This is a genomic window from Mitsuaria sp. WAJ17 (assembly GCF_014174515.1).
In the GTDB taxonomy this organism is placed as follows: Bacteria; Pseudomonadota; Gammaproteobacteria; order Burkholderiales; family Burkholderiaceae_C; genus Roseateles_B.
The window spans coordinates 37,990-50,927 of sequence record NZ_JACJUG010000019.1 but is presented as its reverse complement, the minus strand read 5'-3'; the positions used below and the strand labels follow the sequence as shown (position 1 = coordinate 50,927).

At 66.7% G+C, this 12,938-nt stretch carries 11 protein-coding genes; 5 read left to right on the top strand and 6 right to left on the bottom strand.

All coding sequences use genetic code 11. From position 1 onward, the window contains the following. Nucleotides 1-47 precede the first annotated feature (47 nt). Entirely contained in the window at nt 48-887 is an 840-nt protein-coding gene (locus tag H5407_RS15870; RefSeq protein ID WP_183105442.1) for an IclR family transcriptional regulator C-terminal domain-containing protein, read from the bottom strand. 453 nt (nt 888-1,340) lie between these two features. Then, on the bottom strand, nt 1,341-2,543 hold the full coding sequence (gene pcaF, locus H5407_RS15865) for a 3-oxoadipyl-CoA thiolase (RefSeq protein ID WP_183105441.1): 1,203 nt from the start codon (nt 2,541-2,543) through the stop codon (nt 1,341-1,343). Nucleotides 2,544-2,838: 295 nt separating this feature from the next. On the opposite strand from pcaF, the gene H5407_RS15860 reads away from it, so the two are divergent. From H5407_RS15860 to H5407_RS15840, 5 genes are all read left to right on the top strand, one after another. Beyond that, a complete protein-coding gene (locus tag H5407_RS15860; RefSeq protein ID WP_183105440.1) occupies nt 2,839-4,113 on the top strand; it encodes a DUF3391 domain-containing protein in 1,275 nt (424 codons plus the stop codon). Then, nucleotides 4,110-6,254, top strand: coding sequence for an EAL domain-containing protein (locus tag H5407_RS15855; RefSeq protein ID WP_310737661.1), 2,145 nt, complete (start codon nt 4,110-4,112; stop codon nt 6,252-6,254). Before H5407_RS15860 ends, H5407_RS15855 begins: the two co-directional genes overlap by 4 nt. Before the next feature lie 78 nt (nt 6,255-6,332). Then, nucleotides 6,333-6,653, top strand: a complete 321-nt coding sequence (locus H5407_RS15850; protein WP_183105439.1) for a DUF1840 domain-containing protein — start codon at nt 6,333-6,335, stop codon at nt 6,651-6,653. Nucleotides 6,654-6,659: 6 nt separating this feature from the next. Next, nucleotides 6,660-7,286, top strand: coding sequence for a histidine phosphatase family protein (locus H5407_RS15845; protein WP_310737660.1), 627 nt, complete (start codon nt 6,660-6,662; stop codon nt 7,284-7,286). 181 nt (nt 7,287-7,467) lie between these two features. Continuing rightward, nucleotides 7,468-8,382, top strand: coding sequence for a porin (locus H5407_RS15840; RefSeq protein WP_183105490.1), 915 nt, complete (start codon nt 7,468-7,470; stop codon nt 8,380-8,382). Between the two features lie 146 nt (nt 8,383-8,528). Here H5407_RS15840 and ruvB read toward each other — a convergent pair whose 3' ends face one another. The 4 genes from ruvB to H5407_RS15820 all read right to left on the bottom strand — a co-directional run bounded on the left by ruvB (nt 8,529) and on the right by H5407_RS15820 (nt 12,899). Continuing rightward, on the bottom strand, nt 8,529-9,584 hold the full coding sequence (ruvB, locus tag H5407_RS15835; protein ID WP_183105438.1) for a Holliday junction branch migration DNA helicase RuvB: 1,056 nt from the start codon (nt 9,582-9,584) through the stop codon (nt 8,529-8,531). A gap of 28 nt (nt 9,585-9,612) precedes the next feature. After that, nucleotides 9,613-10,185, bottom strand: a complete 573-nt coding sequence (gene ruvA, locus H5407_RS15830) for a Holliday junction branch migration protein RuvA (RefSeq protein WP_183105437.1) — start codon at nt 10,183-10,185, stop codon at nt 9,613-9,615. Nucleotides 10,186-10,238: 53 nt separating this feature from the next. Beyond that, complete coding sequence (locus H5407_RS15825; protein ID WP_183105436.1) at nt 10,239-10,892, bottom strand: response regulator transcription factor; 654 nt, start codon at nt 10,890-10,892, stop codon at nt 10,239-10,241. A 111-nt stretch (nt 10,893-11,003) separates the two neighbouring features. Further along, the gene (locus H5407_RS15820; protein WP_183105435.1) at nt 11,004-12,899 is read right to left on the bottom strand and encodes an ATP-binding protein; all 1,896 of its coding nucleotides are present in this window, start codon (nt 12,897-12,899) and stop codon (nt 11,004-11,006) included. Nucleotides 12,900-12,938: the final 39 nt, after the last annotated feature.

Below are 12,938 nucleotides of genomic sequence, written 5' to 3'. Positions count from 1 at the left end.
AAGGAAAAGCCGCCCTTGAGGCGGCTTTTTCCAGGGCGGTGACCCGTTCAGAGCAGCATGCGCAGGTGCTGCTGCGCCTGAAGCAGGGGAGGCAGTGCGTGCTCGACCAGTTGCTCCATGCTCATGCGCGAGGCGTGGATGGAGATGTTGAGCGCCGCGACCACGTCGCCCCGGTAGTTCTTCAGGGGCACGGCCAGGGTGCGCAGGCCCAGTTCCAGCTCCTGGTCCACGCAGGCGTAGCCCAGGGCTCGGGCGCGGGCGACCTCGGTGCGCAGGCGGTCCGGGTTGGTGATGGTGTGGGGGGTGACCGGCTCCAGCGTCTGGCGGGCGATCCAGGCGTCGGCATCCTCGGGGGCGAGCGCGGCCAGCAGGGCGCGACCGTTGGCGGAGCAGTAGGCCGGCACACGCCCGCCGGACTGCAGGTGCTGGGAGAGCACGCGGCCGGCGCTGGTGGCGGCGATGCAGATCACGTCATTGCCGTCCAGAACGCCGGCGGCGCTGGCTTCCTTCAGTGCAAAGGCCAGCTTGTGCAGCTCGGGTTCCACGATGCGGGGCAGGCGAGCCGAATGCATGTAGCTCTGGCCCAGGCGAAGCACCTTGGGTGTGAGGGCGAACATCTTGCGATCCTGGGAGACGAAACCCAGGTAGCTCAAGGTCAGCAAGTAGCGGCGGGCGGCCGCACGGGTCAGTCCGGTGCGGGCGGCCACCTCGCTGATGGTGAGGCGGGGGCGTTCCTGATCGAAGGCTTCGATCACGGCCAAGCCCTTTTCCAGGCCGGCCACGAGGTCACGTTTTAGCGGAGTTTGTGGTTCCTGCGAGACAGTCGGTGCCGGGCTGGGCGGAACTGCGACGGAGGCGAGATCATCAAGGGCGCGAGCAGCAGACATGGCGTTCCAGGGTCCGATGAGCGCCCAAAGAGGTCTGAGCGCGATCAATTCAAGCGCCGACTATAGAAGTCTGTCACTACAACGTGTGACGACTTCGCAAGCATTGGGCGACGAACGCACATGTATGCACCATTTTGGTGATTTTGAGGCGCGCGCAACTGACGGCCTGGTGCAGGTCGCTTCGAGCGGGCCCCAGTCACCTTGCGGCACCGGGTTGCGGATCATCCCCCTGTCTTGCTTCTTGTTTGCCGGCAAGTCTCGGGAGGGGCCTTGAACGTCCGCATATGACTTTCGACATATGTGTGATATATGGCCCCGTCAGACCCAGTATCACACGATCCCGGGCCGTGCAGATGTCCTGTCAGTCAGCCCAATGGGGGGGGGGCCCCAGGCCGGGCGTTCGCATAGCGGGCACCCGTCGCTGGAGACCTGTCCGCCAGGGGGGGGCGCCCGTCAGACCCGCTCGAGAACGAGGGCGATGCCTTGGCCGACGCCGATGCACATGGTGCACAGCGCGTAGCGACCGCCTGTGCGCTCCAGCTGGTTGGCGGCCGTGAGAGCCAGACGGGCGCCGCTGGCACCCAGGGGATGGCCCAGGGCGATGGCGCCGCCGTTGGGGTTGACGCGAGGATCGTCGTCCTGGAGCCCCAACTGGCGCAGCACGGCCAGGCCCTGGGCGGCGAATGCCTCGTTCAACTCGATCACGTCCATTTGCGCCAGGCTGAGGCCGGCGCGGGCGAGCACGGCCTGCGTGGCCGGGGCCGGGCCGATGCCCATGATGCGAGGAGCAACGCCCGCCGTGGCCATGGCCACGACCCGGGCACGGGGCGTCAGGCCGTGGCGCTGGACGGCCGCCTCGCTGGCCATCAGCAGCGCCACCGCGCCGTCATTGACGCCGGAAGCATTGCCGGCCGTCACCGAGCCCTCAGGCGTCACCACGCCCTTGAGCCGGGCGAGCGCCTCAAGGCTGGTGTCGCGTGGGTGCTCGTCCTGGCGCACCCACAGGGAGTCGCCCTTCTTCTGGGGAATCTCGACCGGGCAGATCTCGGCGTCGAAGAAGCCGGCCTGCTGGGCGGCCAAGGTCTTCTTCTGACTGGCCAGGGCCATGCGGTCCTGGGCCTCTCGCTCGATGCTGAATTCGCGGGCCACGTTCTCGGCGGTCTCGGGCATGGAATCGACGCCGTACTGGCTCTTCATCAGCTTGTTGATGAAGCGCCAGCCGATGGTGGTGTCGTAGACGGCGTTCTGGCGCGAGAAGGCAGCGTCAGCCTTGGGCATCACGAAGGGGGCGCGGCTCATGCTTTCCACGCCGCCGGCGATCAGAAGGTCCGCCTCTCCAGCCTTGATGGCGCGCGCAGCACTGCCCACGGCATCCAGGCCTGAGCCGCACAGCCGGTTGAGCGTGACGCCCGGGGCACTGAGGGGCAGGCCGGCCAGAAGGGCGGCCATGCGGGCCACATTGCGGTTGTCTTCGCCCGCCTGGTTGGCGCAACCATAGAAAACATCCTCCAGCGCCTGCCAGTCCAGCTGCGGGTGGCGGGCCATCAGGGCCTTGATGGGCAGGGCGCCAAGGTCATCGGCGCGTACGCTGGAGAGCGCGCCGCCATAGCGGCCGAAGGGGGTGCGTTGGCCGTCGCAGAGATAGGCAGTTTTCATGGGGTCCTCAAATGGCTTGAGCAATGGATCGGGCTTGCATCACCGGCAGCCGGGCAAGCGGGGTGGCATTTGACGATAGTTTGATGTGAAAAGTTCATTAATAGAACAATCGTTCATCAAATGAACATGCTAGGCCTGTGCGATCTTTCCAGTCAAGCGATGGCCTGTTGACGCACATACGTCAGTGAGGTGTATCCGTCCGTGTAAAGTTCCCTAGTGCGTCGCTCAAGTTCTCCGGACCCGCGGCCGATGCATCGCAAGAGGGCGCCCCGGGAGGAAAGGGCGTAGGACACGCATGAAGGACAACGCAACAGATCCGCTGATTGACGTGGCCCAGCTGAAGGTCGGGATGTTCATCCATCTGGACCTGGGCTGGATGTCGCACCCCTTTCCGCTGAGCAGCTTCAAGCTGAGCTCGGAGGACCAGCTGCTGGTGCTGCGCCGCCTGGGTCTCAAGCAGGTGCGCTGGAGTCCCGCCAAGAGCGAGCTGCCTGATGATGCGCCGCCGGCCCCGGCCGTGGTGGAGGCCAGCAATCCGGCGCTCAGTCCCGAGCAGCAGCTGAAGGAGGTCCATCGCAAGGCGCTGGCCGCCCAGCGCGAGGCGCTGTCGCTGTGCGAGAAGCAGTACGCCGAGGCCGCTGCGGCCTTCAAGAGCATTGTCGATCTCGTCCCCCGCGAGCCCGTCAATTCTCGGGACCAGTCCACGGCGCTGGTCAGCGCCCTGCTGGACAAGATGCTGGTGGAGGGCGATCTCAACATCCGCCTGCTCAACGAAGGCGCCGGCGACCGCGGCACGGCGCATGCGCTGAACGTGTCCATCATTTCCCTGCTGCTGGGCCGGGCCTTCGGTCTGGGGCGCGACGAGATGATGGACCTCGGTGTGGGCGCCCTGCTGCACGACATCGGCAAGCTGGAGTTGCCGCCGCGGCTGCGCCACCGTGACGAGGGCTTCACCTCCGCAGAGAGCCAGGTCTACCAGACCCATGTGGTCAAGGGCGTGGCCCTGGCCAAGCAGATGGACCTCGCGGCCGGGCCCCTGCTGGTGATCGCCCAGCACCATGAGAATGCTGACGGCACGGGCTTCCCCCAGCGCATCAATGTGGACCGCATGAGCGCGGCCTCGCGCATCGTGGCCCTGGTCAATCGCTTTGACGGTCTGTGCAATCCGCTGCTGGTTTCCAAGGCCATGACGCCGCACGAAGCTCTGTCCCTGATGTTTGCGCAAGGGCGCAACCGCTTCGACGCCACCATGCTCAACGCCTTCATTCGCATGATGGGCGTCTATCCGCCGGGCTCGACGGTGCAACTGACGGACGACCGCTATGCGCTGGTGGTGGCCGTCAACTCCTCTCGCCCGCTGAAGCCGCGGGTCATGGTGCATGACGCCAAGGTCGCGCGTGACGAGGCCCTGATCGTCAACCTGGAGGACCATCCCGACCTCGGCATCCGCCGCAGCCTGAAGCCCGGCGCGCTGCCTCGGGCCTCGCTGGATTACCTCAGTCCGCGCGCCCGTGTGGCCTATTTCTTTGAGTCCGTCGCTGCCACGCCGTCGGGAGAGGTGTCGGTGTGAGACCAGCCCGGCGGGAGACGCAGGCGAGCCAGACGGACGAGACGATTCCCGGAGCATTGAATGCGGCGCGGTATCGCAGCCTGCTGGACTCGCTGCAGGAGGCGGTCTGGCTGGTGGATGCCCATGGCCTGACGGTGCTGGAAGCCAACGAGGCGGCCCAGCAATTGCTTGGGTTGTCGTCGGATCAACTGGTCGGGCGGCGCATCGAGTCCCTGTGCGTCACGCCGGAGGACTTGCTGTTCTGGAGCGAAGTTGCGGGCGGTGCCTGCGAGGGCGTGCACACTGAGACGCTGATGCGTCATGCCGACGGCCATACCCTCTGGGTGGACCGCCGTGCCCGCCGCTTGCCGGCCGACGACGCCCATCCGCTTGGATCGGCCCTGTGGGTGGTCAGCATGCGGGACCTCAGCGCCCAGCGCCGGGGCGAGGAAGAGCGCGAGGCCCTGCTGGTGGACCTGCGCAGCACGCTGGAATCCACAGCGGACGGCATCCTGGTGACCGACTTGGCTGGACGCCTGCGCAACTTCAACCAGCGCTTCGCCACGCTATGGGGCATTCCCGAAGACCTGCTGCAGCAGCGCGATGACGCGGCTGTGCAGGCCTGGATGCGGCGCAGCGTGCCGGATGGTGTGGCCTATGCCGCGCGTCTGGCTGCCCTGCTGGATGCGCCGCTGCTGCAGAGCAGCGATGTGATCCAACTGCTGGACGGCCGCGTGCTGGAGCGCGTCTCGCTGCCGCAGTGGAGCCGCCAGCGGCCCGTGGGCCGGGTGTTCTCCTTCCGCGACCTCAGCGACCAGCTGGCGGCCAGCCAGCGCATCGAGGAGCTGTCCCACACCGATATGCTCACCGGCCTGCCCAACCGGCGCGCTCTGTCGCAGCGCGTGGAGTACGCCCGCGCCATCGCCAAGCGCGAGGCCTCGGGCTTTGCGATGCTCTTCGTCGATCTCGATCGCTTCAAACAGATCAACGACACCCTGGGCCATGCCTTCGGCGACCGCGTGCTGCGCGAAGTGGCGCAGCGCCTGCGTGACTGCTTGCGCGAGGTGGACACCGTTGCCAAGCTCTCGGGCGATGAATTCGCACTGCTGATCCATGAGGCCGATGCCCGCGGCGCCGAGCACACGGCGCGGCGCGTGCTGGAGGCCATGGGTCGCCCCTTCAGTTTCGACACCCTCAGCTTCACCGTGACGGCCAGCATTGGCATCGCCCTGTTCCCGGTAGACGGTGAATCGCTGGACGAACTGGCCTCCAGCGCCGAGCGCGCCATGCAGGGCGTCAAGGACAGCGGCCGGGCAGGCTTCCGTTTCCATCAGCCCCGCAAGGACGTCGATCTGCTGGCGCGTATGCGCCTGGATCACGCCATGCGCCAGGCCCTGCTGGAGGAGCGCTTCCGCCTGCACTACCAGCCGCAGTTGGATCTGGCGAGCGGGCAAGTCATCGGCGCGGAGGCCCTGATCCGATGGCAGGATCCGCTGCGGGGCGAGGTGTCTCCGGGCGAGTTCATCCCGGTGGCCGAGGAGAGTGGCTTCATCGTGGCTATCGGGGACTGGGTGTTGCACGAGGCCGTGACGCAGGCGGTGAGCTGGTGGCAGCAGGGGCGGCGCATGCCGGTCGCGGTGAACGTGTCGGCCCTGCAGTTCCAGCAGGCGCAGTTCGTGGACAGGGTCCGCCAGGTGCTGCAGTCGGCCGGCCTGCCGCCGGAGCTGCTGGAGCTGGAACTCACCGAGTCCATTCTGCTGCGGGATGCCGACGAGGCCCTGCGGCGTTTGCAGGCCCTGGCCGAGTTGGGCGTGTGCCTGTCCATCGACGATTTCGGCACCGGCTATTCCAGCCTGGCCTACCTCAAGCGCTTCCCCATCCAGCGGCTCAAGATCGACCGCAGCTTCGTCCAGGGACTGCCGGCGGATGCCAGCGATGCGGGCATCGTTCGTGCCGTGGCCCAGGTGGGACGGGCGCTGGCCCTGCAGGTCATCGCCGAGGGGGTGGAGAGCGAGGCGCAGCGCGCTTTCCTGCAGGAGGCCGGCTGTCATGAGTACCAGGGCTATCTTTTCTCCCCGGCCCTGGATGCGGCGGCCTTCGAGGCCCGGGTCTGGGGCGCGGAGCGGCCGGTCATTCGCCTGATCCGCGGTGGGGGCTCCTGAACCGGCATGGGCGAGGACCACAATAGGCCCTACTCTCTCTTGATCTTGACTGCGCCATTGCTGCGCTCCGGGGGGCCCATGTACCGATTCAAATCCAAGGCTGCGGCCGATGTGATCTACCTGCCGGAGGCTGCCAAGCAGGTGCTGGCGGCATTGGGCCGCGAGTCGTCACCACAAGGCATCATCGAAACGGCCGACCTCCCTGCGGCTCAGCAGGCCTTGCTTGCGGCTGTGGAGGCTGACGAAGCTGCCTTCGCAGCGCTGGTGGCCGAAGCCGAGGCGCAAGGCGAGGCTCCGCCTCGGCGCCAGGGCATCACCCTGAAGCAGCGGGTCTGGCCCCTGCTGGACATGCTGCGCCTCAGCGAAGCTGAGCGGGTCGATGTCGTCTGGCTGGGCTGAAGCCCCGTGGATGGACTGGATGAGGTCACCCGGCTGGTCTGCGTGCGCCACGGGCAGACGGACTGGAATGCACAGGGGCGCATCCAAGGGCAGTTGGACATCGACCTGAACACGCAGGGGCATGCCCAGGCCCAGGCCCTGGCCGCCGCCCTGCAGGACGAGGACTTCGACCAGGTGGTCTGCAGCGATCTGCAGCGCTGCCGCCAGACCCTGGCCCCGCTGCTGACACGGCGCGCCCTGCCCGTGCGGTGGCACGCCGGGCTGCGGGAACGCTCCTTCGGGGATTTCCAGGGACACACCTGGATAGAGCTCGGGGAGCGCGAACCCGAGGCGCTGCAGCGCTGGAAAGCCCGGGACCCGGAATTTGCGGCGCCCGGAGGCGAGTCGCTGCAGGTGTTCAGCGCGCGCGTGCTGGCCGTGGTTCGCGAGCTGGCGGCGGCGCATGCCGGGCAGGCCTTGCTGCTGGTGACCCATGGCGGGGTTCTGGATTGCCTGTACCGGGCCGCGTTGGGCCTGGATCTCCAGGCAGCCCGCAGCTGGCGGCTGGGCAATGCGGCCATCAACCGGCTGATGGTCTCTGGCGGGCGGCTGCACCTGGTGGGATGGGCCGATGAAGCCCATCTTCCGGCCTGACCTGACGCCCTGACGCGCCCCCGGCGACAAACCCCCCCGCCCGACCTGCCAGAAGTGACTGTTGCGAATTCGCGTCGCAGGGGCTTCGGTCAAACCCTAGGCCTCCTATACTGCCGCCACATTCCGCGTGACAAGACCGGGTGATTCAACCCGGCACAACCTCAACCTACAAAGGCAAATGATGAAGAAGATCGCTCTCGTCGCCGCTCTGGCCGCTGTGTCGGCTTCGGCTTTCGCTCAAAGCTCCGTGACCCTGTGGGGCCGCGCCAACGTGACCGTGGAAAGCCAGAAGGTCGGTACCGGCGACCGTAAGGTGGTGGTGCAAGACAACCGTTCGCGCCTGGGCGTGAAGGGCCAGGAAGACCTGGGCGGCGGCCTGAAGGTCAGCTTCGCTCTGGAGCATGGCCTGGACCTCGACACCGGCAAGCAAACCGGCGGCACCTTCTGGAACCGTGAATCTTCCGTGCAACTGAGCGGCGCTTTCGGTGCCATCCGTCTGGGCAACTGGACCAATGGTTCCTACTTCGCCACCGCTGACTACGTCAGCATGCACAACCACGACACCGGCACCTCCGACGACAAGCTGTACTCGGGCGCTGGCTGGACCTCGGTGAACAAGGTCGGCTACTTCACCCCGAACATCGACGGTTTCTCCGGCGAAATCACCATGCACGCTGGCGAAGGCGCTGACAAGCGCGCTTTCGACCTGTCGGGTAACTACGACCAGGGTCCTCTGCACCTGGGCGCCGGCTACAGCAAGCAAGACAACCAGAAGCAGTACGCTGCTCGCGCTCTGTACGAGCTGGGCGAGTTCACCGTCGGTGGCTACCTGCAGCGTGAAGACATCGCTGGTGCTACCCGCAACATCTGGCGTCTGGCCGGCATGTACACCATGGGCGCTTCCGAGTTCCACGTGAACTTCGGCGGTGCTGGTCGCAGCGCTGCTGGCGCCAAGGCCAACCAGTTCACCCTGGGCTACAACTACAACCTGAGCAAGCGCACCAAGGTGTACGGCTTCTTCACGAAGCTGGACAACAAGGACAACAACGCTGGCGACCTGAACAGCCTGGCTGCTGGTATCCGTCACAACTTCTAATCCCTCGGGATCAGAAAGTGCAAAAGGCGACCTTCGGGTCGCCTTTTTTCATTCTGCTTTTCGTTCTGTCGCGCCGTATGCAGCGGGGCGCTGATGTCCCCATGAGCGCCGCGGATCCGGCAAGGCATGCCGGATCCGCGGCGGTGCTATTCGTCGAACAGGCCCGCCGTGTTCTTCGGCGGCGCCACCCCCAGGTGCCTGAATGCCGCCAGCGTGGCGATGCGCCCGCGCGGCGTGCGCTGCAGAAAGCCCTGCTGGATCAGGTAGGGCTCGATGACATCCTCGATGGTGTCCCGTTCCTCGCCGATGGCCGCAGCCACGTTGTCCAGCCCGACCGGGCCGCCGTCGAAGCGGTGCACCACGGCCTCCAGCAACTTGCGGTCCATCAGGTCAAAGCCTTGCGGATCGACGTCCAGCATGGCCAGGGCCTTGTCGGCCATCAGCTTGGTGATGCGGCCGTCGCCCTTGACCTCGGCATAGTCGCGAACGCGGCGCAGCAGGCGGTTGGCGATGCGGGGCGTGCCGCGCGAGCGCCGGGCGATCTCCAGCGCGCCTTCCGGCGCGATGGGCGCATTCATCAGGCCGGCCGAGCGCGTCACGATGCGCTGCAGTTCGTCCGGCGTGTAGAACTCCAGCCGGGCCACGATGCCGAAGCGGTCGCGCAGCGGGTTGGTCAGCATGCCGGCGCGCGTGGTGGCGCCCACCAGGGTGAAGGGCTGCAGGTCCAGCTTGATCGAACGGGCTGCGGGGCCTTCGCCGATCATGATGTCGATCTGGTAGTCCTCCAGTGCCGGGTAGAGGATTTCCTCGACCACGGGCGAGAGGCGGTGGATCTCGTCGATGAAGAGCACGTCGTTCTTCTCGAGATTGGTCAGGATGGCCGCGAGGTCTTTGGGCTTCTCCAGCACCGGCCCCGAGGTCTGGCGCAGGTTCACGCCCAGCTCGGCCGCGATGATGTGCGAGAGCGTGGTCTTGCCCAGGCCCGGCGGGCCGAAGAGCAGCACGTGGTCCAGGGCTTCCTCGCGCTTGCGGGCGGCGCCGATGAAGATCTCCAGCTGCTCGCGGGCTTTGGCCTGGCCCACGTACTCGTCCAGCAGCTTGGGCCGCAGGGCGCGCTCCAGGGCCTCTTCATTAGGATTGCCCGGGGAAGCGCTGACCACGCGGGGCGGCTGGGGAGCGAAATCGTCGGTCTGGATGGGCATGGCAGCTCAGGAGGGGGCGAGGGCGGGTTCAGCGGTTCAGGGACTTCAGAGCCAGCTTGATGCCCTCGCTGACGCCCACATCGGCGGGCAACTGCTTGAGCGCGGCGGCGGCTTCCTTGTCGCTGTAGCCCAGGGCCTGAAGGGCCTGGAGGATGTCGGCCTGACTGTCATTGGCCACGCTGGCGGGAAGTGCGAGGTCGGGGCCCAGCTTGCCCTTGAGCTCCAGCAGCAGGCGCTCGGCGGTCTTCTTGCCGATGCCCGGCACCTTCACCAGGCGGCCGGCCTCCTGCAGGCTCACCGCCTGAGCCAGGTCGCTTACGCTGAGGCCAGAGAGTATGGAGAGGGCGGTGCGCGGCCCCACGCCGCTGATCTTGATCAGCTGGCGGAAAGTGGCGCGCTCCTCGGGGCTGAGGAAGCCGAACAGGATCTGAGCGTCCTCGCGCACCACGAAGTGCGTCAGCAGGCTCACCCGCTCACCCAGATTGGGCAGGTTGAAGAAGGTGCTCATGGGCACGTCGACTTCATAGCCGACGCCCTGCACGTCAATGAGCACGAGCGGGGGCGATTTTTCCGCGATGACGCCGGTGAGCCTTCCAATCATCAGGAGATTATCGGCGGCTTCCGGCCCGGGGCCGACCGGGGATGAGGATCCGGTCAGTTCCGGCCGAACAGGCCCAGGCGCTGCGCCTCCAGCGCGGCCTCGGCCCGCGATGAGACGTTGAGCTTGCGGTAGATCTGCTTGACGTAGTCGGCGATGGTGTGGCGGGACAGGCCCAGCTGCACGCCGATCTCAGGCAGGGTGAAGCCCTTGGCCACGCGCAGCAGCACCTCGGTCTCGCGCTCGGTGAGGGAGACCTCGATCAGCTGTGGCGAGGCCTGCGGGCGGCGCTGTGAGTTGAAATGGGCGATCACCTTGCGGGCGATGGAGGGCGACAGTGGCGGCTCACCCTGGCTGATGCGCTGCAACTGCTCCACCAGCAGCTCGCGAGCCTGTTCCTTCAGTAGATAGCCGAAGGCACCGGCCTGCAGCGCGGGGAAGATGTGCTCGTCATCGTCATGGATGGTGACGATCACCGACTGCACCTCAGGTTGCTTTTCGCGCAGGGCGGCAACCACGTCCACGCCTGAACCGTCCGGCAGGCCCAGGTCCAGCAGGGCCAGGGTGAAGCGCTGGCTGTTGATGTGCTGCAGGGCGTCCTGCACCCGCGAGCATTCGGTGATCACGGCATTGGTGAAGACCTGGCTCACCAGGGTCTTGAGCCAGGCGCGGATTTCCGGAATGTCTTCGAGCAGCAGGATGTTGTTCATGATGTTTTCTAGGTGTTGGCGGGCACTGTGCGTGTCCCGGGCCTGACGATCTGGCAACAGTATGCCTTTTGGCGGGCGGGCGCCAGTCCCGGGCAGGCCCTGAGGGGTGGATCAGAGCGGAATCGTCAAGCGGATGATGGTGCCCAAGCCCGCTCCGGATTCCACCAGGCACTGGCCCTGCATCTGCTTGGCACGGGCCTTCATGCTGGCCATGCCGTGGCCCTTGTCCAGGCGTCCGTCCAGCTCCATGGGGATGCCCTGGCCATTGTCCTGGATGATCACTTGGAAGTCGCCGCCCTGCACATTGCAGCTGACGGTGCAATGCGTGGCGCCGCTGTGCTTGATGATGTTGCTGACGGACTCGCGCAGGATGCGGGTCGTCTGCACATAGGCTCGGGCAGGTAGCGTGTGCTCCACGTCCTCGGCGGGGGATTTCCATTCGGCATTGATATTGGCCTGGCCCAGGCGCGAGACCAGCTCGGCCCGCCAGTCGCCCAGGGCGTCCAGCAGATGCACGGGCTTGCCGGTGAGACCGCGCACCGAGAGCCGCATCTCCTCCAGCGCCTCGCGTGCCAAGGTGGAGATGCGGTCGGACTCGCTGGTGTGGACAATGGTCAGCAGCTTGGCGCCCAGGTCATCATGCAGGTCGGCTGCGATGCGCTTGCGCTCGCGCTCGGTGACCTGTTCCAGCTTCTGCTCGGCCATCAGCGCATAGCTGCGCTCGATCTCGGCCAGTTTCTCAGCCATGCGCTGCTCCAGCTGCACATGCTTGTGCTCGGCGACCTTGCGGGCGCGGGCCACGCAGACGGTGGCATGCAGGCCCAGGCCCATCATCAGCAGCGGGACGGCCAGCGGCGTCATCGGCACGATCAGCGGTGCCTGCAGCTGCGAGAGCAGCAGCTCCAGCAGCACCGCCGCGATGGCCAGGGCCAGCAGGGTGCAGACCACGGCGAAGTCGCGGCGCTGCACGCTGCTGTCCAGCGGACGGGCTTGCACGGCCTTCCAGCGCAGCCACAGATGAAAGCCCATGCCAGCCGTCAGCTCGGCGGCCAGCAGAGCTGTCCAGAGGCTCGCCACGATGAAGTGCAGCGTGGGGCCGACCGCGGCGAGGCTCAGGGGCACCAGGGCGCACTGGGCCAGCAGGGCGGCGTTGAGCCTGGCATTGCGCCAGCCCATCTCCCTCAGCAGGAACTGCAGCGCGAACAGCGTGATGAGGGGCAGGCAGGTGGACAGGCCGATCTCCAGCCAGTGACGCTGCAGGGGTAGCGAGCCGATCCAGAAACGGGTGGACAGCAGCACCCAGACCAGCATCAAGCCCGAGAGGAAGAGCAGGTGCCGCTCGCGGCGGTACAGGATGGCCAGCACGCCGGTGGTGACGGCCATCATGACCAGCATGGCATTGAGTGCCTTGGGCAGCCCCTGGCGCCAGAAGCTGGCGCGAGTATGGCGCTGGGCCAACTGCTCGAGCGGGCCGATCTCTATCTCGCTCAACCTGGCGCTGCGCTGGCTGGAGTTGAGTTGCTGGCGGGCATAGCCGGCCAACTGGACGTCCAGCAGATTGCCCTGCGGCCTCAGTAGTTCGGGGGGCAGGGGCACCAGAAGGGGTTCGTAGCAGTGGTCGGTGATGGGATCCATCATGCGGCCCTGAGCCAGCAGGCTGATGCCGTTGAAGCGCACCCGCACATTGCTGCAGGCCTGGGCGATGTAGACCGCCATCGGCCTGGAGTCCTGGGCGGTGAGCAGGTCGAAGGCCATCCGATACCACAGCGGATGCTGCGCGTACTGTGAGGGTGCTTCCTGGCGGCTCTGGTGCCAGTCATGCGGCAAGGCCTGGAGGGAGAGGGCGGCCTGCTCGGGGAACTGCGTCTCGCTGCCTTCGGCCACCAGGGCCTGCTGGAGAACCAGGTTCTGGGCCTGGGCCTGGGCCGGCAGCAGCCCCGGCAGCAGGCTCAGCAAGGCTACGCCCAGCAGGAGAGGAAGTCGCAGGAGGAAGGGGTGGATGCTCATGGGTGGTTGAGGGCGTGCCAGGGCTGGGCCGGGACCGAT